The 22,172-nt window shown below is 63.7% G+C and carries 18 protein-coding genes; 3 read left to right on the forward strand and 15 right to left on the reverse strand.

Translation table 11 applies throughout. The annotated features are described in order from the left end of the window. Window positions 1–252 precede the first annotated feature (252 nt). The gene (locus BM154_RS06680) at window positions 253–2,430 is read left to right on the forward strand and encodes a malate synthase G (protein ID WP_074881559.1); all 2,178 of its coding nucleotides are present in this window, start codon (window positions 253–255) and stop codon (window positions 2,428–2,430) included. Between the two features lie 204 nt (window positions 2,431–2,634). Here the strand turns inward: BM154_RS06680 and BM154_RS06685 are convergent, their stop codons facing one another. Together BM154_RS06685 and BM154_RS06690 are read right to left on the reverse strand one after the other, a co-directional pair. Next, complete coding sequence (locus tag BM154_RS06685) at window positions 2,635–3,678, reverse strand: acyltransferase family protein (protein WP_074881560.1); 1,044 nt, start codon at window positions 3,676–3,678, stop codon at window positions 2,635–2,637. A gap of 84 nt (window positions 3,679–3,762) precedes the next feature. Further along, the gene (locus tag BM154_RS06690) at window positions 3,763–4,806 is read right to left on the reverse strand and encodes a glycoside hydrolase family 5 protein (protein ID WP_074881561.1); all 1,044 of its coding nucleotides are present in this window, start codon (window positions 4,804–4,806) and stop codon (window positions 3,763–3,765) included. Window positions 4,807–5,007: 201 nt separating this feature from the next. On the opposite strand from BM154_RS06690, the gene BM154_RS06695 reads away from it, so the two are divergent. Both BM154_RS06695 and BM154_RS06700 read left to right on the forward strand, forming a co-directional pair. Beyond that, window positions 5,008–6,939, forward strand: coding sequence for a putative nucleotidyltransferase substrate binding domain-containing protein (locus BM154_RS06695; protein ID WP_074881562.1), 1,932 nt, complete (start codon window positions 5,008–5,010; stop codon window positions 6,937–6,939). Further along, window positions 6,936–7,643 (forward strand): 3'-5' exonuclease, encoded by a 708-nt coding sequence (locus BM154_RS06700; protein WP_074881563.1) that lies wholly within the window; start codon window positions 6,936–6,938, stop codon window positions 7,641–7,643. Before BM154_RS06695 ends, BM154_RS06700 begins: the two co-directional genes overlap by 4 nt. An 86-nt stretch (window positions 7,644–7,729) precedes the next feature. Here the strand turns inward: BM154_RS06700 and trhP are convergent, their stop codons facing one another. The 13 genes from trhP to pip form a co-directional block, all read right to left on the reverse strand. Further along, on the reverse strand, window positions 7,730–9,037 hold the full coding sequence (trhP, locus tag BM154_RS06705; RefSeq protein ID WP_074881564.1) for a prephenate-dependent tRNA uridine(34) hydroxylase TrhP: 1,308 nt from the start codon (window positions 9,035–9,037) through the stop codon (window positions 7,730–7,732). A gap of 209 nt (window positions 9,038–9,246) precedes the next feature. Beyond that, window positions 9,247–9,549, reverse strand: coding sequence for a hypothetical protein (locus BM154_RS06710; protein ID WP_074881565.1), 303 nt, complete (start codon window positions 9,547–9,549; stop codon window positions 9,247–9,249). Between the two features lie 44 nt (window positions 9,550–9,593). Then, window positions 9,594–10,943, reverse strand: coding sequence for a cell envelope integrity protein CreD (gene creD, locus BM154_RS06715; RefSeq protein ID WP_074881566.1), 1,350 nt, complete (start codon window positions 10,941–10,943; stop codon window positions 9,594–9,596). A gap of 169 nt (window positions 10,944–11,112) precedes the next feature. Continuing rightward, entirely contained in the window at window positions 11,113–11,550 is a 438-nt protein-coding gene (locus BM154_RS06720; RefSeq protein ID WP_074881567.1) for a CBS domain-containing protein, read from the reverse strand. A gap of 121 nt (window positions 11,551–11,671) precedes the next feature. Beyond that, on the reverse strand, window positions 11,672–13,093 hold the full coding sequence (gene creC, locus BM154_RS06725) for a two-component system sensor histidine kinase CreC (protein WP_074881568.1): 1,422 nt from the start codon (window positions 13,091–13,093) through the stop codon (window positions 11,672–11,674). Between the two features lie 30 nt (window positions 13,094–13,123). Beyond that, entirely contained in the window at window positions 13,124–13,804 is a 681-nt protein-coding gene (gene creB, locus BM154_RS06730; RefSeq protein WP_074881569.1) for a two-component system response regulator CreB, read from the reverse strand. 759 nt (window positions 13,805–14,563) lie between these two features. Continuing rightward, complete coding sequence (locus BM154_RS06735; protein WP_074881570.1) at window positions 14,564–16,591, reverse strand: methyl-accepting chemotaxis protein; 2,028 nt, start codon at window positions 16,589–16,591, stop codon at window positions 14,564–14,566. A gap of 105 nt (window positions 16,592–16,696) precedes the next feature. Beyond that, window positions 16,697–17,197: a retropepsin-like aspartic peptidase RloA2 gene (gene rloA2, locus BM154_RS06740; RefSeq protein ID WP_074881571.1), complete on the reverse strand. Its 501-nt coding sequence runs from the start codon at window positions 17,195–17,197 to the stop codon at window positions 16,697–16,699. 565 nt (window positions 17,198–17,762) lie between these two features. Continuing rightward, window positions 17,763–18,497 carry an amino acid ABC transporter ATP-binding protein gene (locus BM154_RS06745; protein ID WP_073263853.1) on the reverse strand — a complete coding sequence of 245 codons (735 nt, stop codon included), beginning with the start codon at window positions 18,495–18,497 and terminating at the stop codon, window positions 17,763–17,765. After that, on the reverse strand, window positions 18,490–19,452 hold the full coding sequence (locus BM154_RS06750; RefSeq protein WP_074881572.1) for an amino acid ABC transporter permease: 963 nt from the start codon (window positions 19,450–19,452) through the stop codon (window positions 18,490–18,492). Before BM154_RS06750 ends, BM154_RS06745 begins: the two co-directional genes overlap by 8 nt. A gap of 294 nt (window positions 19,453–19,746) precedes the next feature. Next, entirely contained in the window at window positions 19,747–20,538 is a 792-nt protein-coding gene (locus tag BM154_RS06755) for a transporter substrate-binding domain-containing protein (RefSeq protein WP_074881573.1), read from the reverse strand. A 206-nt stretch (window positions 20,539–20,744) separates the two neighbouring features. Next, the gene (dtd, locus tag BM154_RS06760; RefSeq protein WP_074881574.1) at window positions 20,745–21,182 is read right to left on the reverse strand and encodes a D-aminoacyl-tRNA deacylase; all 438 of its coding nucleotides are present in this window, start codon (window positions 21,180–21,182) and stop codon (window positions 20,745–20,747) included. Further along, the gene (gene pip / locus BM154_RS06765; RefSeq protein ID WP_074881575.1) at window positions 21,179–22,150 is read right to left on the reverse strand and encodes a prolyl aminopeptidase; all 972 of its coding nucleotides are present in this window, start codon (window positions 22,148–22,150) and stop codon (window positions 21,179–21,181) included. Before pip ends, dtd begins: the two co-directional genes overlap by 4 nt. Window positions 22,151–22,172 lie beyond the last annotated feature (22 nt).

Consider the following 22,172-nt stretch of genomic DNA (forward strand, 5'->3'; position numbering starts at 1 on the left):
TGAATACGACCAAGGTCGGGTCGATCATTTCTGGACTGTTTTTCCCGATTCGTTCATGTAGTATCGACAAAAACCCACTACATGACCCCAAACCCAGTCCTGCTGGTTGTGGAAAACCCCGCTCACGAAGCACCTCCAGGCACACCGTAGATACGCGGGTAGCCGTCTACCACGGCCCCGACAGCGATCTGCCTGCGCAGCACCGAGGGTTCCCTGCCGTTACAGTGGCTAAGCGAAGCAGAGAGGCGAGAGATGACTGAGCGTGTTCGAGTCGGTGGCCTGCAGGTCGCCAAGGTGCTGTTCGATTTCATCAACAACGAAGCCATCCCCGGCAGCGGCGTGACGGCCGATGCGTTCTGGGCCGGCGCCGACGCGCTGTTTCGCGATCTGGCACCGGAGAACCGTGCGCTGCTCGACACGCGCGACGAGCTGCAAGCGCAGATCGACGGCTGGCATCGCGAGCGGGCCGGCAAGCCCCATGACGCGGCGGCCTACAAAGCCTTCCTGGAGCAGATCGGCTACCTGCAGCCGCAGCCTGAGCAGGTACAAGCCAGCACCGAAAACGTCGATGACGAGATCGCCCGCATGGCCGGCCCGCAGCTGGTAGTGCCGGTGATGAATGCGCGCTTCGCACTCAATGCCAGCAACGCACGCTGGGGCTCGCTGTACGACGCGCTGTACGGCACCGACGCGATCAGCGAGAGAGGTGGCGCCGAGAAGGGCAAGGGTTACAACCGGGTACGTGGCGACAAGGTGATCGCCGCCGCGCGCGCCTTTCTCGATGAAAGCGCGCCACTGGCAACCGGCTCCCACGCCGAGGTCGGCAGCTATCGCATCGAAGGCGGCAAGCTGCTGGTCACCCTGGCCAATGGCGACATCAGCGGCCTGCGCGACGCCGATCAGCTGGTCGGCTTCCAGGGCGAAGCCGGCGCGCCCATTGCCATCCTGCTCAAGCACCACGGCCTGCATTTCGAGATCCAGATCGACGCCAACAGCCCGATCGGCAGCACCGACGCCGCCGGCGTCAAGGACGTGCTGATGGAGTCGGCACTGACCACCATCATGGACTGCGAAGATTCGGTGGCCGCGGTGGATGCCGACGACAAGACCCTGGTCTACCGCAATTGGCTGGGGCTTATGAAAGGCGACCTCAGTGAAGAAGTGAGCAAGGGCGGCAGCACCTTCACCCGCACCATGAGCCCGGATCGCGTCTACACCCGCCCGGACGGCGGCGAGCTCACCCTGCACGGCCGCAGCCTGCTGTTCGTGCGCAACGTCGGCCATTTGATGACCAACCCGGCGGTGCTCGACGCCAGCGGCAACGAACTGCCCGAAGGCATCCTCGATGCGCTGTGCACCAGCCTCGCCGCGCTGCACAACCTCAACGGCAACAGCAGCCGCGCCAACAGCCGCACCGGCTCGGTGTATATCGTCAAACCGAAGATGCATGGCCCCGAGGAAGTGGCCTTCACCAGCAAACTGTTCGCGCGTGTCGAGCAGGTGCTGGGTATGGCGCGAAACACCCTGAAGGTTGGCATCATGGACGAGGAGCGGCGCACCACCGTCAATCTCAAGGCCTGTATCGCCGCCGCCAGCGAGCGCGTGGTGTTCATCAACACCGGTTTCCTCGATCGCACCGGTGACGAGATCCACACCTCCATGGAAGCTGGCGCCATGGTGCGCAAGGCGGCCATGAAGAGCGAGAAGTGGATCAGCGCCTACGAGAACAACAACGTCGACGTCGGCCTGGCCTGCGGCCTGCAAGGTCGCGCGCAGATCGGCAAGGGCATGTGGGCGATGCCTGACCTGATGGCCGCCATGCTCGAACAGAAGATCGGCCACCCGCTGGCCGGCGCCAACACCGCCTGGGTGCCCTCGCCGACCGCCGCCACCCTGCACGCGCTGCATTACCACAAGGTCGACGTGTTCGCCCGCCAGGCCGAACTGGCCAAGCGCGCCCCGGCGTCGCTGGATGAAATCCTCAGCATTCCGCTGGCCCCAGACACCGACTGGAGCGACGAGGAGATCCGCAACGAGCTGGACAACAACGCCCAGGGCATCCTCGGCTATGTGGTGCGCTGGATCGACCAGGGCGTCGGTTGCTCCAAGGTGCCGGACATCAACGACATCGGCCTGATGGAAGACCGCGCCACCCTGCGCATCTCCAGCCAGCTGCTGGCCAACTGGCTGCGCCACGGAGTGGTCAGCGAAACGCAGGTGGTCGAAAGCCTCAAGCGCATGGCCCCGGTGGTGGATCGGCAGAATGCCGCTGACCCGGCGTATCGCCCGATGGCGCCGATGTTCGACGGCAACATCGCCTTCCAGGCGGCCGTGGAGCTGGTACTTGAAGGCGCCAAGCAACCCAACGGCTACACCGAACCGGTGCTGCACCGTCGCCGTCGGGAGCTGAAAGCCAGCCTGGCGCGATAAGCCGTCACGCAAAAAACAAAACCGCCGAAAGGCGGTTTTCTTTTTGTCGGCCAGGTTGGTGGATTACGGCGCCGCGAGAGCCACACAGACCATAAGAGCTACGAGGCGCCTTCACCCAGTCTACAACTCTGACTGATGCATAGGTGGGAGCCCTTAAGGTGGGTCGGATCGCGTAACCCACTAGGCGATCTCCCCAGATACGGATCAAGCCGCCGGCTGCACCGCCATACGCCGTTGCTGCCAACGGTAGGCCGAAAAGCGTTTGGGCATTTCGTACAACCAGGTGATGCCCAGCGCCTCGAGGATCTTCGCGGCGATGATCGGCAGCAGCACGCCGGCCAGGCAGCCCACGACGATATGCAGGGTGTCGTCGTTGATGCCCAGGAACTTGCTGAGGATTACCCGCGCGCCGCTGCCGGCCAGGATGTGCATCAGGAAGATCGGCATCGACAGCGCGCCGAGGGTCAGCATCCAGCCCATTGGCCGGCGCGCCAATACCATGCACAGGCTGACGGTGAACAAGATGCCGATAAAGGCCACCACCAGTGACGCCGCGCCGCGATCCGCGTAGGTCAGGCCCAGCGGGCCGTGGAACAGGTACTGCGCCACCACAAAGGCCAGGCCGCTGCCCAGCGCCACCGCCGAGGCACGGGATTCGATGCTGCCGCGAACCTGGTTGAACCAGATACCCAAGGCGAAGAACACGAAGTTCTGGGCCAGGAACACCAGCGCGGCGACGCGCGGCGTCCATTGCTGCAGCAGGTAGAACAGCGCGCTGAGTACCAGCAGCGGCAGGAAGGCCCGCGTGGAGAAATTGCGGTACAGCAGGATCGCCAGGCAGAACGCGGCGAACAGTGCATACAGGAACCAGAACTGCGCCCGCGGCGACCAGAGCAGCGCCAGCACCTCGCCCATGCCGACACCGCCATTGGTGTAGCGTGCCAGCACCACTTCGATGCTGCCTTGCAGTAGCGACCAGAGCACGAAGGGGTAGAAGATGGTATCGATCTTGTTGCAGAACAGCCCGGCACTGCCGCGGTTGTTCAGCGAGTGCCAGAAGAACAGCCCGGACAGAAAGAAGAACAACGGCATGTGGAAGGTATAGATGATGCTGTCCACCAGCCAGTGAAAGGCCACGTTCTCGGTGATGATGCCGCCGTTGAGCAAACCGCGCACCACATGGCCGTAGACCACCAGGAGGATGCCGATGGCCTTGGCGTAATCAACCCACAGGTTACGGTTTGTCATGCGAGCATCCTTGAATCAGGTCGGCGTGAGAGCGATGGCGGCGACTCGAGCGCCGCCACGCTGATCAGAGCATCAACCCGTGCTTCAGGTTCCCGGGCCGATGCTGGTGCAGTTGCCACCGCCCAGGTACTTCTGCAGCACCGCCCATTGCGGACGATCCACGCCCTTGACCGGCTCGACCGAAAGCTTGTTCTTGCCCCACGACGGCCCGGCGGCCCAGTAGGCGAAGGGGATGCAGTGCTTCTGCAGGTAGGCGAGGGTCTGGTCCAGCGCCTTGAGGCCGCTCTCGTCTTCGGCCGGCACGCCGAACTCGCCGATATGGCCTTTCTTGTTGTGCTCGATCAGCCAGTTGACGAAGGGCTCGAGGCGTTTGACGCCGATCTGCGGATCCAGGTTCGGCGCCAGGGCGGTCTTGTAGAGACCGCTGGCATCCGGGTCGATGTACATGTGCGCCGAATAGATCAGCTTGTCGGCCGGGTCCTTCAGGTCGAGCAGGTTGTCGTTGAGTTTGGGCCAGCGCAATGCCGACGAATACTCGGCGCCTTCGACGTAGATATCGTTCTTCGAATCGTACTTGCGCACCCCGTCGATACCGGCCTGGGCCACTTGCGGCCAGTACTTGTTGGCCGCGCCGTAGGGCTCGTTCATCAGATCGTAGGAATACACCGCCGGGTGCTTGCCCCAGCGCTTGGCGATACGCTCCATCAGGTTCTGGTAGGCGGCAATGGGTACGTCGTCGGTGCCGATCACCTTGCCGTAGTAGCGGCCATAGTTGTGCACGTCGAGCATCACTTCGATGCCGGCCTGCTGCGCTTCATCCAGGGTCTTGTCGATCAGCTTGGCGTAGGTCTCATCGAACTCGCCATTGGCCTCCGGCTGCAGCCGCTCCCAGATGAAGGAAAAGCGCACCCAGCTGATGCCCTTCTGCTGCCACTTCTCGTAATAACCTTTGGGCGGGAAAAAGAAGTTGGTGCCGTGCTTGCCGGGAAGCACCGAGCTGGCGAATCCCGCGCCCGCGACGTTGATGCCGATCAGCTCGACCGGCTTGGTTTGCGCGCTGGCGACGCCGCAGCTCAGCAGGATGCTGGTGCCGAGCGCCAAGGCGTGACGCAGAATGCTGCCACTCATGGGTGAGGTCTCCTCTGTGCCTGAAAGGGATGACGGCCTGAAAAACGCGTCTCAGACACATCAGGACGCCAATCGAGGTGAGAGGTTCACCGCAGGCCGGCATAATCTGCCCGGCGATCAAGTCGCCTAGACTTATGTCCTATGTCGAATCCCGGCACGGCTCGCCAGCATGCCGCTACAAGAACAAAAGGAACACGCGCGATGAAACCAGCCGACGACTTCGTCCAGGCCGGCAAGACAGCGGTACGCCAGAACGTGCACGGCACCATGGAGTTTCTGCAGAAATTCCCGCCATTCAACCAGATGGACAGCGCGCACCTCGCCTACCTGGTCGAGCACTGCCAACTGCGTTTCTACGGCGAAGACGAAGTGATCATCCATCCGGACGACGGCCCGGTGCAGCACCTGTACATCGTCAAGCAGGGCCGCGTGCACGGACAGCGCCCGCACTCGGCGCGGCGTGGCACGCAAACCACCTTCGAGATCACCAGCGGCGAATGCTTTCCCATGGCTGCGCTGATCGGCGAGCGTGCCACCCGCACCGCGCACCTGGCGGCCGAAGACACCTTCTGCCTGCTGCTCGACAAGGCCGCTTTCGCCCGGCTGTTCGGCCAGTCCACGCCGCTGCGCGACTTCGCCCTGCGCGGGGTCAGCAGCCTGCTCGACCAGGTCAACCAACAGGTGCAGATGCGCGCCGTGGAAACCCTCGGCTCGCAGTACTCGCTCGACACCCGGCTGGGCGAGCTGGCCATGCGCCAACCGATTTCCTGCGCCCCCGACCTGCCGCTGCGTGAAGCGGTGCGGCAGATGCACGAGCAGCAGGTCGGCAGCATCGTCATCGTCGACCCCGGCCTGCGCCCACAAGGCATCTTCACCCTGCGCGACCTGCGCCGCGCGGTGGCCGACGGCAGCTCCCTGGAGCAACCGATCAGCAGCCTGATGACCCAGGCGCCGTTCCACCTGCCGCCCAGTGCCAGCGCCTTCGATGCCGCCATCGCCATGACCGAGCGGCATATCGCCCACGTCTGCCTGGTGGAACAGGGCAAGCTGTGCGGCGTGGTCTCCGAACGCGATCTGTTCTCCCTGCAGCGCGTCGACCTGGTGCACCTGGCGCGCACCATTCGCCACGCCGGCCGGGTGGAAACCCTCACCGCGCTGCGCGAGGACGTGCGCCAGCTGGTCGACCGCATGCTCGCCCACGGCGCCAGCGCCAGTCAGATCACCCATATCATCACCCTGCTCAACGACCACACCGTGTGCCGGGTGATCGAACTGACCCTCGAGGATATGGGCGATCCGGGCGTGCCCTTCACCTGGCTGTGCTTTGGCAGCGAAGGGCGGCGCGAGCAGACCCTGCATACCGATCAAGACAACGGCATCCTCTTCGAGGCCGAGGGCAACGTGCAGGCCGCCGAGATCCGCGGGCGCCTGCTGCCCCTGGCCATGGAGATCAACGAGCGCCTGGCGCGCTGCGGCTTCACCCTGTGCAAGGGCGATATCATGGCCGGCAACCCGCAGCTGTGCCTGTCGCGCCAGGAATGGTCGCGGCGCTTCGCCGGGTTCATCCGCGAAGCCTCGCCGGAAAACCTGTTGGCCTCGACCATTTACTTTGACCTGCGCGCGGTGTGGGGCGATGCCAGCGGCTGCGAAGCCCTGCGTGACGAACTGCTCGGGCAGATCGCCGACAACCGTCTGTTCCAGCGCATGATGGCCGACAACGCCCTGCGCCAACGCCCGCCGGTGGGGCGCTTCCGGGATTTCGTGGTGGCCCGCCGTGGCGCCGAGAAAGACACCCTGGACCTCAAGTCCCAGGGCCTCACGCCTTTCGTCGACGGTGCCCGCCTGCTGGCGCTGGCTCACGGCATCAAGGCCTGCAACACCCAGCAGCGCCTGCGCGAGTTGATCGAGCGCGGGGTGATCGACCCGCTGGATGGCGCCGCCTACGAGGAGGCTTACCACTTCATTCAGCAGACCCGCCTGCAACAGCATCAATTGCAGGCGCGCCAGTCGCAGCCCTACTCCAACCGCCTCGACCCGGACAGTCTCAACCATCTGGACCGGCGCATCCTGCGTGAATCCTTCCGTCAGGCCCAGCGTCTGCAAACCAGCCTGGGGCTACGCTATCAACTATGAACGCACTCGCCTGGCTGACCCGCCGCCGCCCCGCCCTGCCCGCCGACCAGCAGCAACGCTGCGCCGCCTTGCCGGCACCGCGGCCGGCGGATGACACGCCCCTGGGGCAACAACGCCTGGTGGTGCTCGATCTGGAAACCAGTGGCCTGGACCTCAGGCGCGACCAAGTGCTGTCGATTGGCGCGGTGGTCATCGACAACGGCGCCATCCAGCTCGGTGAACAGTTCGAGTGCACCCTGCACCGCGACGGCCACACCGTCAGCGCCAGCGTGCTGATCCACGGCCTGGCGCCCAGCGCTATCGCCGCCGGCATCGAGCCCGCCGAAGCGCTGCTGGCGTTCATGGAGTTTCTCGGCGACAGCCCGCTGCTGGCCTTTCACGCCGGCTTCGACCAGCGCATGCTGGCCCGCGCCCTCAAGGACACCCTCAACCTGCGCCTGCGCCACCCTTTCTACGACGTCGCCGAAATGGCGCCCATGCTCTGCCCACAGGCGGAGATCCGCAACGGCGGCCTGGATGACTGGACCGCGCACTTCGGCCTGCAGGTCGGCCAGCGCCACCACGCCAGCGCCGATGCCCTGGTGACCGCCGAACTGGCGCTGATCCTGTTCAGCCGCGCGCGCAAGCAACAGGCCGACAGCCTCAAGGCGCTGGAGCAGCGCCTGAAGAGCTGGCGGCAGCGCTTGCAGGGACATTCGCTCTAGTCACAGACCGTTCCGGGCTACGGGATTGTTCGCCGGTTCGTAGCCTGCGGTTGAGCGCAGCGATACCCAGGAAGGGCGACGTCGCACTACAAGTCGCGCATCAGCAGCGCAAAGCGCAGATCCACTTCGGGCGGCACCGGCAGGTACACCACGTGGCCATCGCCGGGGGCCACGCCAACCGCATCGCCGGAGCGGCTTTCCAGATGCTCCAGGGTGAAACGCCGGTTACCCTCAGGCGTCATCAGCTCCATGCCGTCGCCCACCGAGAAACGGTTCTTCACCCGTACTTCGGCCAGTTCGCCACGGCGCTGGCCAGTCAGCTCACCAACGAACTGCTGGCGATCGGACAGCGAGCTGCCGTGCTGATAGTTCTGGTATTCGTCGTGCACATGGCGACGCAGGAAGCCTTCGGTGTAGCCGCGGTGGGCGAGTGATTCCAGGCTGTCCATCAGCCCACGGTCGAAGGGCCGGCCGGCCAGCGCGTCGTCTATGGCCTGGCGGTACACCTGGGCGGTGCGGGCGCAGTAGTAATGGCTCTTGGTGCGCCCTTCGATCTTTAGCGAGTGCACGCCCATCTTCACCAACTGCTCGACGTGCTGCACGGCGCGCAGATCCCGGGAGTTCATGATGTAGGTGCCGTGCTCGTCCTCGAAGATCGGCATCTGCTGCTCGCCGTCTTGGAGCACGAACACCTGCTCGCTCGGTGCGCCGATGCCCAGCGTCGGCTCGACCACCCGGACGATCTCGCCCAGTTCGTTTTCGCCCGCCGCCTTGACGTCGTACTGCCAGCGGCAGGCGTTGGTGCAAGCGCCCTGGTTGGGGTCGCGGCGGTTGAGGTAGCCGGACAGCAGGCAGCGCCCCGAATAGGCCATGCACAGCGCACCGTGGACGAACACTTCCAGCTCCATGTCCGGCACCTGGGTGCGGATCTCCTCGATCTCGCCGAGCGACAGCTCCCGTGACAGGATCACCCGTTCCAGGCCTTGCCCCTGCCAGAACGCCACGCTGGCCCAGTTCACCGCGTTGGCCTGCACCGAGAGGTGGATGGGCATCTGCGGATAACGGCCGCGCACCAGCATGATCAGCCCGGGGTCGGACATGATCAGTGCGTCCGGCGCCATGTCGATCACCGGCTGCAGATCGTCGAGAAAGGTCTTCAGCTTGGCGTTGTGCGGTGCGATGTTGACCACTACGTAGAAGCGCTTGTCCAGCACGTGCGCCTCACGAATGCCCTGGGCCAGGTTGGCGTGATCGAACTCGTTGTTGCGCACCCGCAGGCTGTAGCGTGGCTGCCCGGCATACACCGCATCAGCGCCGTAGGCGAATGCGTAGCGCATGTTCTTCAGGCTGCCCGCCGGCGACAGCAGTTCGGGACGAAACGGTTGGCTGGACATGGCGGAACGAGCTCGCGGAAAAAAGCAGGGCCGGCGATTCTAGAAACCCCGGCCCGACCATCCATTGATCCATGTCTATGCCCGCGCAACCTGCCTCAGTAACCGTCGGTTATCGCGGCACAGCGGCTCCGGCGCGGGAAACAACTGGGCGATGAAACGCGCCAGCTGCCGTCCGGCCTGGCGCTCCTCGCGCAGCCCGACGCGCCCGCTCATCGCCGGTACCACAGGCGAAAGAAGCCCAGGGCGAACAGCAGGGCGGTCTGCGCCATGGCCACGCACAGTTGCAGGAACGATTGCACCGAGCTGTTGGCCACGGCATTGGTCACGCCGGTCAGGCCGTTCCAGAACGGCTCGGGCAGCAGGTGCAGGCCAAGCTGAGCGAAAGGCCAGCCGGTGAGCATCATCAGCTCGATCCAGTCGAAGCGGCCGACGAACATCATGCCGATCAGCAACACACCGGCGATGCACAGGCCGAGGAAGAAACAGGCAGAAAATTGCAGTAGGACGCGCATGGCAGTCTCCAGGGGGCGTGCGCCTGGCACGCCCCTGTAAAGGATCAGGAATTTAGGGGGGCGCTGGAGGCCGGGCGGCCGACGCCATACCAGTCGAGCTTGCGGGTCAGCACCATCACGCAGCCCAGCACGCCGAACACCAGTAGCGAGCCCATCAGCAGGGCGTAGTCCTCGGCGCTGAGCAACCCGTAGAGCAGCCCGTACAGTGCGGCCAGCAAGCCACCGAAGGCAGCGCCGCGTAGCCAGCTACGCAACACACTGCTGACGTAGAAGCTGTTCAGCGCCACGCAGCCCAGGGCGGACAGGCCGTAGGCGACGGCGAAGCCCAGGTGCTCGGAAAGCGACAGCAGCAGCAGGTAGAACAGCGCCATGGACAGGCCCACCAGGGCGTACTGCACCGGGTGCACAGCCATGCGCTTGAGCACTTCGAAGAGAAAGAACACCGCGAAGGTCAGGGTGATGAACAGCAGCGCGTACTTGATCGCCCGGTCGGCCTTGAGGTACTGGTCCACCGGATCGATGAAGCTCACGCCGAATGCACGGCTCTGCATCACCGAGCAGGAACCGCTGACGCAGCTGCTCAGGGCATCCTGCATGTCGGTGGCGAAGAAGCTGGTCTGCCACTTGGCAGTAAAGCCCTGCTCGCTCACCTCGCGCTGGCTGGGCAGGAACTCGCCGACGAAACTCGGGTGCGGCCAGTCTGAACGCAGGGTGACCTGGCTTTCACGGCCGACCGGGGTGATGCTCAGTTGCTCGGTGCCCTGCAGCTTGAGGTCGAAGGCGAAGGCGTAGGTCTGCTCGTCGCGGCTGTCGTGTGCCGGCAGCGCCACATGCACACCACTGCCGAAGCTGTCATCGCCGCTGCCTGGTTCGAAACTCAGGCTGGCGCCATTGAGCTGCAGCTTGAGGTCGTTGCCGATGCCACGCACATCGCTGATGCCGACTGCGATGAAGGGCTCGCCGAACCGGTAGGCATCGACGTCGCTGATGCCGTAGTTGGCCGGCACCTTGAACTCGCCGCTGACCTGGCTATCACTGTGGTACAGGCGCGCCTGGTAGATGCCGCGGTAACGCAGCTCGGTGCGCACGTCGCCATCGACGGTGAAGCGTTCGGGCAGGAAGTACAGGCGGCCCTGCTCGATCGACTCCTCCTGGTAGCGCTCGTCACTGTCCTTGCGGGTTTTCCAGGTCAGTACCTTCTTGCGATACGGCACCACCATGATCGGCCCGGTGATCTGCTGGGCATAGCTGGAGCTGCGGGCGATATCGCGCAGCACATCATCGCGCGCGCTCTGGCGCTCGTTGACCAGGCCATTGATCAACAACAGGGGGATCATCAACAGCAGAATCAACAGGGCAATGGTGCCCAGTTTGAATAGCAGGCTTCGGTTCATGGCACAGCGCTCCGTGCAGTTGGGATGCACGCAGTCTGGCCAGGCCGGGTGGAGGCAGCATGGAGCGCAGATGGAATTTGTGTGGGGATTTACAAGGGATTATGGAGCCGTGCGAGGCTAGGCCAGAGGATGGTGACCTGGCAAAGCGGCTGCTCGTGCAGCCGCTGAATCATTCACCGCGGATGTACTGTTCCAGATGCTGAATCAGGTTTTCCTGATGGCTGATGATGTCCTTGACCAGGTCACCGATCGACAGCAGGCCGATCAGGCGGCCGTCTTCGACGACGGGCAGATGGCGTAGACGACCGTTGGTCATCAGTTCCATGCAATGCCGGGCATCTTCGCCTGGCGTCACGGTAATGACCTTGCCGGTCATGATGTCGCTGACTTTCAGGTTGGCTGGCGGGCGTTCCTGCACCGCAACCTTGCGCACGTAGTCACGCTCGCTGACGATGCCGGCCAGTCGCTCGCCCTCGAGCACCACCAAGGCGCCAATGCCCTTCTCGGCCATCAGTTTCATCGCAGCAAACACGCTGCTGTCGGGCGTGACGCTGTAAACGTTGGATATCGGCTTGCTCTTGAGCACTTCAGCCACGGTCTTTTTCATGCGCGTCTTCCTGTCCCGGTAGATTGGCGAACGGCTTCAGAATAGCCAAAGTGCGGGCATCTGTACGCATCCTGTTTGCGACAAGTCGCCGCCAGCATCGCCGAGGTCGCAGCCACGGCGCCTAGCGCGGGAAGCTCAAGCGCACCTCCACGCCATCATCGACGTTGGCGATGCTCAGCGCCGCACCATGCAGTTGCGCCACCTCCTGTACGAAGTTGAGCCCCAGGCCGGTGCTCTTGCGCCCAGTAGCCGGGCGCGCCAGGGAATAGAAACGCTCGGTGAGGCGCGCCAAGGCGTAGTCGGGAATGGCCGGCCCCTGATTGAACAGACACAGTTGCAGGGACTGCTCATCCGCCTCGCAAGCGAAGCGAATCAAGCCACCACGCGGAGTGAAATCCAGCGCATTGTCGAGCAGGTTGCTTAGCGCCTGGCGCAGCAGGAAACGCTCGCCGAGCGCGATCTGCGAGGCGTCGACGCGGTTATCCACCTGCACCTGGCGCTGTTCGATTCGTGCCATCTGGGCGTGCACCAGCTCGTCGATCATCGGCTGCAACGGTACGGCGACGCGTTCTTCGAGGCCCTGGCGCTGCTCGACCTGGGCCAGGTGCAGCAGGCGCTCGACCAGGTTCTGCAGGCGCTCGCCTTCTTCGCCGATATTGGCCACGAAGCGCTGACGCTGGGCTTCGGGCATCTCGCCTTCCAGCAACTCGGCGGCGCCGCGGATCGCCGCCAGCGGGCTCTTCAGTTCATGGGTCAGGGTATGCACGTAACGCTCGACATAGGCCTTGCCCTCCAGCTCGGTGCGCATGCGCTCCACCGCCTGGGCCAGTTGCCCGAGCTCGCCGCCCCGTACCTGGGGCAACTCGGCACGCTGGCCTTCGCTGACCGCCTGTGCATAACGGGTCAAACGGCGCAGCGAACCGCTGAGCCACCAGCTGAGCAAGCCACCGACCAGCAGGCCCAGGCCGATCAACCCGCCACCCAGCCAGCCGAGGCGCCGCTGCGAACGCTCGATATAGGGCTGCAGGGTGCGGTTGGGCTTGGCCACCGACACCACGCCAAGAATGCGCTCGCCGTCGACGATCGGCGCGGCCACGTACATCACCGAGGAGTCCGGATCGTTCGGGTCTTCGCGGGTCGAGCGCACACCGTAGCGACCACGCAGGGTCAGGTAGACGTCGTTCCAGCGCGAATAATCCTGACCCACCGCCAGACCGCTGGAGTCGAGCAGCACAATGCCGTTGGCGTCGGTGACATAGATGCGGTGGTTGACCTGGTTCTTCGCTACACCCCAGATCTGCGCGCCCGGCTGGCGCTGGCCATAGGCCTTGAGCAATTCGGGCAGTTGCCCCTGGGCGAGGCGACCTTCGCGTACCTCTTCACGCAACAGCACCGCCAGCAGATGTGCGGTATCGACTAGGGTTTCCTCGGTGGACTGACGTACGCCGGGCCGGATCTCGTCCATCACCGTGCTCAGCACGAACCAGCCGGACAGGCCGACGAACAGGAAGTAGGCCAAAAAGATACGTACACCAAGCGGCATCAGCAGGCCTCCTGAAGGCTGGGCATGGCGCTATTCGAGGCGCAGGCTGTAACCCAGCCCGCGGTGGGTCTGGATCGCCTCGGCCTGGGGCGCGACCTGGCGCAGCTTGGCGCGCAGGCTCTTGATATGGCTGTCGATATTACGCTCGTAACCCACGTCCGCCGCGACACCCAGCGCATCGAGCAATTGTTCGCGGCTGAACACCCGCTCGGGCTGGCCGAGCAGGCAATGCAGCAACTGGAATTCGAGGCGGGTCAGGCTCAGAGGCTGGCCGTGGTAGTCGATGCGCACCCGCTCGATGTCGAGGCGGAACGGACCTTCATTGGGCTTGGCGGCCACCGGCTCGCGGGGCGCCACGCGCTTGAGAATGGCCTTGACCCGCGCCGCCACTTCCCGCGGACTGAAGGGCTTGACCACGTAATCATCCGCGCCGATTTCCAGCCCCACCACGCGGTCGATCTCGTCATTGCGCGCAGTCAGGAACATCACCGGCACATCGGAGAAGCGCCGCAACCGCTTGCAGGCCTCGAAGCCGCTGATGTCGGGCAGGCCGACGTCGAGAATCACCAGGTCGAAGGCCTCGCGCTCAAGCAACGTCAGTGCTTCGCCGGCCAGTGTCGACCAGCGCGTGGTAAAGCCCTCGGCCTGCAGGGCATAGATCAGCGTGTCGGCGATTGCCGCTTCATCTTCAACAATCAGGACAGTCGCCATTATTGGCATCCTTGCAGCACACGTGGGTTGCGGAGCCTGCGCGAGGCCGTGGCCAGCGTCAATAGCGCACAGGCACCGCCACTCATGCACAAAACAGGTGGATCATTCTGTGGATAAGCTTGGAGCTAAGAGCTGCACGCGTCTGAAACCGCGGCTTTGGATAGCCTGAACATTATTTGATCAACCATTTACTCACAGAATAAATCTTGACTAAGCGCTGTTATCAAAAGAACTTTGTCAAGAGATGCAATAACGACAAAGCACTGGGGACAATACACAACTTGAGTGGAACACTTTGTGGATAACCTTTGCATGATCGGCTGCAGCCCATAACAGACGGGCCTTCTGGCACGCTGATCATTAACTGACCAACGCACGAACGCTACCTAAAATTTATGTTTCCACAAGGAACGGAGCTGATTATGTAGCACTCGCGGCTTGAATCAGCGCGCTATACACAATAGCCGTGGAAGATTCTGTGGATAAACACGGTATCGAACCTCGAAAGCCACGCCGACCGTGGCATTCCGCTATCTGATCAGTTATTGAACAGCACTCTGCAGAATCACTCCAACCTGCTGTATTACTTGACTTTCCTCACTGAAGCAGGCGTGAAAGAATACAGCGAAGGAGACGAAGCATTCATGCACAAAGGGCGTGCATGAGCCTGTGGACAACCTGAAGATGACTCCTTGCAGGCCACTGAAATAGCGGCCTGCGAAGGATCGTTCATTTATTGATCAACCACTGCTTGCGCACTTATTCCACCCGGAAACGGCCGGTGTTACGCGACAGGGTTTCACTACCGCGGCGCAGTTGTTCACTGGCTTCGCTGACCATCCGCGCGCCGCTGAGCAATTCACTGGCGGCCTGATCGACCTGCTGGATATTGCCGCTCACCTCGTCGGCGGTGGCCGCCTGTTGCTCGGCAGCGGTGGCGATCTGCGCCAGGCGGTCGCTGACCCGCTGTACCGACTCGACGATGCCGTCGAGATCTGCACTCATGGCCAGTACATTACCCACATCGCCCTCGGCCTGATGCATGGCCTGCTCCATCTCGGCGACGGACTGGCCCACGACCTTGTGCAGGTCACCGACGGTCTGGGCAATCTCTGCCGTGGAATTCTGGGTGCGTTGCGACAGCGAGCGCACTTCGTCAGCGACCACCGCAAAGCCGCGACCCTGCTCGCCAGCGCGCGCCGCCTCGATGGCCGCGTTGAGGGCCAGCAGGTTGGTCTGTTCGGCGATGCCCTTGATCACGTCGACCACCCGGGTGATCTGCTCGGTCTGCTGACGCAGCTTCTGCAAGGTCTGCGCGCTGCCGGCCAGGCGCTCACTGAGCTCGCGCATGCTGGCACTGGTGCGGGCACTGCGCTGGTTGCTCTGGTTGGCGATCTCGCGGGTCTGCCCGGCTTCCTGGGCGGCCTGCTCGCAACTCTGCGCCACGCTCTGGGCAGTGGCGGCCATCTGCGTAGCGGCGGTGGCAATCTGGCTCATCTGCGCCTGCTGCTGCTCCACCGCACTCAATGAGCCCGCAGCCTGGTTCCCTAGATTGCGCACGGTCTCGTCGAGGCTCTGCCCTTCGCGGCCGACGCCCTGCATGGAATCGCGCAATTGGCCAACGGCGCTATTCAGGGCCGTGGCGATCGCCGCCAGGTCATCGGCACCATGCACCTGCATGCGCACCCGCAGGTCGCCGTCACGCAGGCCCTCGGCGGCCTGGATGATGCCGGCAGTGCTGCGGCGAATGGAGGCGTTGAGGCACAGCAGCAGGTACAGCGCCAGCAAGGTGAGCACGGCGAAAATCAGCGTGGTATGCAGCATGTCCCGGCGGGCCTTGCCCTGATAGTCGCCGATATTGGCGTTGAACTGCTCATACACCGCCTGCCGCAGAACGCTCACGCTTTCCTGCAGCGCCTGCACCTGCTGCACGAACTGGGCAGGCTGCAGCACCATGGGGCTGGCCTCGAACATGTCGCGGTCGATCTCGGCGAGAAACTTCTGCAGGCCTTCCTCGACCTGGGCGTAGGGCTGCTGCAGGGTTTGCATGGCCCGCGGCGAAGCCTGCTGCAAAGCGGTGCGCGATTTGGCGATCTGTGCACCAGCTTGTTCCAGCGAACGGCGCAGGTCACGCACCGCCACGCGGTTCTGCAGAGTGAAGTGTTGCGCCACCAGCGAGCCGTAACCCTGGCTGGCGAAGTTGCCCAGATTGTCCGACAGGCGCGGCAGGGTCTGCGTCAGCTGCTCCATCATCAGGTAGGTGTCGAGGAATGGATCGAGGATCAGGCCGCTGTCAGTGGCGACCTGCTCACGTAGCACGGTGAGCAGGGACAGTGTTTTTTGGTAACGCTCGAGGGCGTCGAGCAGGGCCATTTTACCCAGCACGGCGAGATCCAGTTCAGCCACCGAGGCTTGCAGGGCCTCGAGCTGGCGACCGGTTTCCTCGCTCGGCGTCAGCTTTACCTTTTCGGCAGCGGCCGCCAGGGCTTCGCCAAGCTCGCCGCTGCGCTCACGCAACAGCGCTTCGGCCGCCTTGTCATTACCCTTCCAGCGCGCCAGCAGAAAACGTTGCTGGTGCAATTCCTGCTCGACCGCGCTCAACGCCTGCACGCCATGCATGCCATCTATCTCGCTGCCCAGCACTTCGATATGCGCCAGGTTGCTGCTGGTCATCACCCAGAGCGCATAACCCAGCGGGATGACGAACAGCACGAACAGCAACTGAAACTTGCGGGCGAAACTCACGCACTCCAGCATGCGTATACCCGGTTTGAGCAAACCCCACATACTTCACCTCGGACATGCGCCACGGTCCAGAATGCCGTGGCAATGTGCCATTTCGAGGCAAGAATCACACCGGACTGCGCGAAAGCAATGCGCAGCCTGTGCAAATCAGCAGTTGGGGCGTTCGGCGGTATAGCGATTGGCGGGATCGATGGCCGCATCCAGCTTGCGGATGGCACTGGCACCGATCAGCAGCGGGTAGTCGAAATGGCTGCGGTCGGTGAGATTGACCTCGATGTTGCGCCTTTCCTCACCCAGGCAGATGTCCATGTTGACCACCGGGCGCGCTGAGTAGGAAGGCTCGACGGAGCTGCCCTCCTCGGCGCGGTTCTTGATTTCGGTGACGCGGGCCAGGGGCTTCTCGAAGAGCTGATCGCCAGCGTCATCGACGGCCAGGCGGAAACGCACCCAGTCCTCGCCATCACGCTCGAACTGCTCAATATCGCGGGCCGACAGCGAGGCGGTCATGGCACCGGTGTCCATCTTGGCCTTGAGGGTCTGGCCGAGCTGGGGAAGCTGGATGTACTCGTAGCGACCGTAGAGAGTCGGCTGGTCGGCCATCGCAGGCAGGGTGATGGCAGCGGCCAACAGGGCTAGAACGGTTTTCACGCCTTAACGTCCTCATATCGAAGGGAGAACATTGGGACTTGGCCAGGCCTGAATGGTTCTGGAAACCTGCCGGGGCAATGCGTGTTCGACGCGGCACCTGAGGGGCCGCAACGTGGCGAAAGCGGCCGTTCGGCCGCTTTGGCTTTTGGGTGCTCCTCATGCCACAGAATTATCAGGCGCTACCAAGCGCCCCTCCAGGAGGCCGAGTGGAATCATTGTGCAGGGGGACGAGCCGCATGGATGCGGCGAGAGGCCTGATGGGCCATGGATGGCCCTTCCAGGCCGGCCCCCGGAACAATGATGGAACGAGGGAACCCCAGCGAAGCTGGGGCCGGATGTCGGGGCTAGACCTTTTGGTTTCTTTTGGCGGGGCCGGCCATCCGGGCGATGCCAAAAGAAACCCGCTCGACAGAGCGGAACCGAACGAAAGAGCAATGCGATAACGATGGCAAACCACTGCTCAAGCATGCGCAGCGAGCTGTCCAGAAAACTCGAGGCTAAAGCCTCTCCCACAATAGCTTTACTCACCGTCCGCTTCTGCCTTAGAGCGGCCCAGGCCTGTTTGCTACAGAACCTGCCGCAAAAACGCCTGGGCCCGCGGATCCTTCGGCTGGGCGAAGAATTCGGCAGGCGGCGCATCTTCGAGCAGCTTGCCGTGATCGAAGAACAGCACCCGGTCGGCCACTTCGCGGGCGAAGCCCATCTCGTGGGTGACGCAGACCATGGTCATGCCTTCCACGGCCAGCTGCTTCATCACGTCGAGCACCTCGCCGACCATTTCCGGGTCGAGTGCCGAGGTCGGCTCGTCGAACAGCATCACCTTGGGGTCCATGCACAGCGCACGGGCGATGGCCACGCGCTGCTGCTGGCCGCCGGACAGGCGCGACGGAAACTCACCGGCCTTCTGGCCGATGCCGACCTTGTCGAGCAGCGCCCGGGCCTTGGCTTCGCGCTCGGCCTTGCCGCGCTTGCGCACGACTTTCTGCGCCAGGCACAGGTTCTCCAGCACGGTCATGTGCGGGAACAGGTTGAAGTGCTGGAACACCATGCCGACCTCGCGGCGGTAGGCGTTGATATCGGTCTTCGGGTTGGCGAGGTCCAGGCCGTCGATGCTCACCGAGCCTTCGTCCAGTTCTTCCAGGCCGTTGAGGCAGCGTAGGAAGGTTGACTTGCCGGAGCCGGACGGGCCGATCACCACCAGTACCTCGCCGCGCGCCACCTGGGTGGTCACGCCGTCGACGGCGCGCACCTGCTGGCCACGGGCGTCGAACACCTTGATCAGATCACGGACTTCAATCACTTTGCGCGAGCCTCCGTTCCAGGCGGTTGGCGATCTGCGACAGCGGCAGGTTGATCACCAGGTACAGGGCCGCGACGCAGAACCAGATCTCGAACGTGGAGAACGAGGTGGTAATGGCTTCGCGGCCGCTTTTGGTCAGCTCGGTGATGGCGATCACCGAGACCAGCGAGGTGTCCTTGACCAGGCTGATGAACTGCCCGGCCAGCGGCGGCAGCACGCGCTTGAACGCCTGCGGCAGAATCACGTGGCGCATCGACTGCGCAGCACTGAGGCCCAGGGAGCGGGCCGCCTCGTCCTGACCGCGGACGATGGATTGCACGCCGGCACGCACGATCTCGCCGACGTAGGCGCCGGTAAAAAGTGCCAGCGCCGCCACACCGGCGAACTCGCGGGACAGGTTGAGCACCGTGCCGATAAAGAAGTAAAAGATGAATATCTGCACCAGCAGCGGCGTGCCGCGTACCAGCTCGACATAGACCGTCGACAGGTGGCGCAGCGTCGGGTTGGCCGAGAGCCGGCACAGGCCGGTGACCAGACCGATCAGCAGGCCGAACACCCCGGCCGCCACGGAGATCCACAGGGTGGTCCAGAGGCCCCAGAGCAGCGGCCCGGCGGCCCAGTGACGGGTGACGCCAATCACATCGCCCTCGGCCACGTCGTCGCCTTCGCTCAGTTGCAGGCTGTCGCTGGCCACCGTGAGCTGCTGCTGTTCGCCACCCTCAACGCTCAGGGTAACCAGGGCGTCGCTGCCCTGGCGGCTGATGCTCTCGACGCTGCCGTAGTCAGCCGCGCGCTGCGCTTGTTCGGCGTGGTAGGCGAAGTACTGGGGAACGCGATTCCAGCGCCATTCATAGGAGATCAGCGAGGTGCTGTACCAGATCGCCAGAACACCAAGGACCAGGATCAGACCGGTCAGCAGGTGCCAGGGCCACTGGGCTTTCTTCTGTTTAGCCACGGTGAGTGTCTACCCGTTGAGTTACCAACATGACAGCGCGCGGACTAGCCGCGCGCCGGGTGTAGCGGTATGAAACCGGGAACCTGTTCACGAGCTCGCGAGCTAGAGTCATGCAAGGCGAAAGCAGGCGAGGAACGGTCGGAGTCGCGGGCGACTGTACTGGTGTACATGAGCATTACTCGCTTTGCTCGCTCCATTCGGAGCCGCACTAAAGTGCGTTAGCCGCAAGCGGCTTTCCGAGACTGTCTTCAACGCAGCAGGACCGACGCGCAGCAGGTCGTGGGCAGATTCCGCTTATTCCATTTCTTTCAGCCAATTAGTGCTCTTGAACCACTTGGCGTGGATGCGATCGTAGGTGCCGTCTTCACGGATCTGGTGCAGCCAGTTGTTGATCCAGTTGATGCTGTCGTAGTCGCCCTTCTTCAGGCCGAAGGCCAGGGGCTCGAAGGTGAACGGCTGATCGAGGAACACCAGCTTGCCGGCACCGGCCTTGTTCACCGCCACGACGTTGTACGGGGCGTCGTAGATGAAGGCGTCGGCCTTGCCGTTGACCACGTCCATCACCGCTTCCTGCTCGTTGTCGAAGCCGCTGTACTTGGCCTGGGCGATCAGCTTCTTGGCGACCATCTCGCCGGTGGTGCCGATCTTCGAGGTGATGCGGTAGTCGGCGCTGTTCAGGTCCTTGTAGCTCTTGACCTTGTCAGCCAGCTCCTTGCGGATCAGCAGGGTCTGACCGACCACGATGAAGGGCTCGGAGAAGTTGATGCGCAGGTTGCGCTCCTGGGTCAGGGTCATGCCGGAGCCGATCATGTCGAACTTGTCGGTCAACAGGGCCGGGATGATGCCGTCGTAGGAGGTGGACACCAGCTCCAGCTTGACGCCCATGGCCTTGGTCATCGCCTTGAGCAGGTCGACTTCGAAGCCGATGATCTCGCCGCGCTTGTTGGTCATTTCGAACGGCATGTAGGTCGGGTCCATACCCACGCGCAGGGTACCGCGCTTGACCGCGTCGTCGATGACGCCAGCTTGGGCGATGCCGGCAAAGGCGCAGACGGATAACAGCAGTGAGGCGACAAGCTTTTTCATTCTTGCTCCTGAAAGACAGACGAGTATGTTGGGCCGGCTCAGGCTCATGCACCAGTGCGGTGCGACCAGCAGGCCCTTCGTGAAGGCGGCGCGGCATGCTAACCGTGATCGCCGCCGATGGCGAGAGATACACGCCAGATCAGCGACAAAGGGCAGCTTGCAGCCGCTGCAGAGAAGGCAAGAAGCAGGCCAGTAATCGGGCGTCGTCAAGTTTCCAGCAGGAAGGTCACCGGCCCGTCGTTGATCAGATGCACCTGCATGTCGGCGCCGAAACGGCCACTGGCGACCTGAGGGTGCTGCGTGCGGGCCTGCTCGAGCAGGTGATCGAACAACGCTTCACCCAGGGCAGGCGGCGCGGCGGTGGAGAAACCCGGGCGCAGGCCACTGCGCGTGTCGGCGGCCAGGGTGAACTGCGAGACCAGCAACAGACCGCCGCCGATATCCTTGAGTGACAGGTTCATCTTGCCTGCCGCGTCGCTGAACACCCGGTAGTTGAGCAGCTTGTGCAGCAGCTTGGCGCAACTGGCCTCGCTGTCCTGCGGCTCGATGCCGATCAGCACCAGCAAGCCCTGGTCGATGGCACCGACTGTATCCCCGGCGACATCCACACGGGCGCTGGCAACGCGCTGCAGCAGTGCCTTCATGCTTCGTCCGGCGCCAGGTCGAGCAGGCGGTGGGCAATCTCGTCGGCGGCGCGCACCAAGGCGTCGGCGATGCCCGGCTCGGCTGCCGAATGGCCCGCCTCGCGGATGATCTGCAGCTCGCTGTTGGGCCATGCCTGGTGCAGCGCCCAGGCGTTGTCCAGCGGGCAGATGGCGTCATAGCGGCCATGCACGATGATGCCCGGCAAGTGGGCGATCTTCGGCATGTCACGCAGCAACTGGTTGGGCTCCAGGAAGGCGTCGTTGACGAAGTAGTGGCACTCGATGCGGGCGATCGACAGCGCACGCAGGCTCTCGGCGAAACGCTCGACCACCTGCGGGTTGGGCCGCAGGGTGGCGGTGCGCCCTTCCCAGCATGACCAGGCCTTGGCGGCGTGCATCTGGGCGATCTGGTCGGAGCCGGTCAGGCGCTTGTAGAAGGCCTGCATCAGGTCGCCCTGCTCGTCGGCGGGAATCGGCGCCAGGTAATCCTGCCAGTAATCGGGGAACAGCCGGCTGGCGCCCTCCTGGTAGAACCATTTGAATTCCTGTGGCCGGCACAGAAAGATGCCACGCAGGATCAGCGCCTGCACCCGATCCGGGTGGGCCTGGGCATAGGCCAGCGACAGGGTCGAGCCCCAGGAGCCGCCGAACAGCACCCACTTGTCGATGCCCAGGTGCTCGCGGATACGCTCCATGTCGGCGACCAGATCCCAGGTGGTATTGTTCTCCAGGCTGGCGTGGGGCGTGGAGCGACCACAGCCGCGCTGGTCGAAGGTGACGATGCGGTACAGGTTGGGGTCGAAGTAGCGGCGGCTGGCCGCATCGCACCCCGCCCCAGGGCCACCGTGCACGAACAGCACCGGCAGACCATCCGCCGAGCCGCTCTCGTCGACGTAGAGAACGTGCGGGGCATCTACCGCCAGCTCATGACGGGCGTACGGTTTGATCTCCGGATACAACGTCTGCATGGTGCCCTCCTGAGGAATAATT

This window comes from Phytopseudomonas argentinensis (assembly GCF_900113905.1).
GTDB classification, from domain to species: Bacteria; Pseudomonadota; Gammaproteobacteria; order Pseudomonadales; family Pseudomonadaceae; genus Aquipseudomonas; species Aquipseudomonas argentinensis.

Bases quoted from the DNA above. Each gene is read 5' to 3' on its own strand.
- BM154_RS06680 (WP_074881559.1), top strand. From the start codon at position 253: ATGACTGAGCGTGTTCGAGTCGGTGGCCTGCAGGTCGCCAAGGTGCTG.
- BM154_RS06685 (WP_074881560.1), bottom strand. From the start codon at position 3,678: ATGACAAACCGTAACCTGTGGGTTGATTACGCCAAGGCCATCGGCATC.
- BM154_RS06690 (WP_074881561.1), bottom strand. From the start codon at position 4,806: ATGAGTGGCAGCATTCTGCGTCACGCCTTGGCGCTCGGCACCAGCATC.
- BM154_RS06695 (WP_074881562.1), top strand. From the start codon at position 5,008: ATGAAACCAGCCGACGACTTCGTCCAGGCCGGCAAGACAGCGGTACGC.
- BM154_RS06700 (WP_074881563.1), top strand. From the start codon at position 6,936: ATGAACGCACTCGCCTGGCTGACCCGCCGCCGCCCCGCCCTGCCCGCC.
- trhP (WP_074881564.1), bottom strand. From the start codon at position 9,037: ATGTCCAGCCAACCGTTTCGTCCCGAACTGCTGTCGCCGGCGGGCAGC.
- BM154_RS06710 (WP_074881565.1), bottom strand. From the start codon at position 9,549: ATGCGCGTCCTACTGCAATTTTCTGCCTGTTTCTTCCTCGGCCTGTGC.
- creD (WP_074881566.1), bottom strand. From the start codon at position 10,943: ATGAACCGAAGCCTGCTATTCAAACTGGGCACCATTGCCCTGTTGATT.
- BM154_RS06720 (WP_074881567.1), bottom strand. From the start codon at position 11,550: ATGAAAAAGACCGTGGCTGAAGTGCTCAAGAGCAAGCCGATATCCAAC.
- creC (WP_074881568.1), bottom strand. From the start codon at position 13,093: ATGCCGCTTGGTGTACGTATCTTTTTGGCCTACTTCCTGTTCGTCGGC.
- creB (WP_074881569.1), bottom strand. From the start codon at position 13,804: ATGGCGACTGTCCTGATTGTTGAAGATGAAGCGGCAATCGCCGACACG.
- BM154_RS06735 (WP_074881570.1), bottom strand. From the start codon at position 16,591: ATGTGGGGTTTGCTCAAACCGGGTATACGCATGCTGGAGTGCGTGAGT.
- BM154_RS06755 (WP_074881573.1), bottom strand. From the start codon at position 20,538: ATGAAAAAGCTTGTCGCCTCACTGCTGTTATCCGTCTGCGCCTTTGCC.
- dtd (WP_074881574.1), bottom strand. From the start codon at position 21,182: ATGAAGGCACTGCTGCAGCGCGTTGCCAGCGCCCGTGTGGATGTCGCC.
- pip (WP_074881575.1), bottom strand. From the start codon at position 22,150: ATGCAGACGTTGTATCCGGAGATCAAACCGTACGCCCGTCATGAGCTG.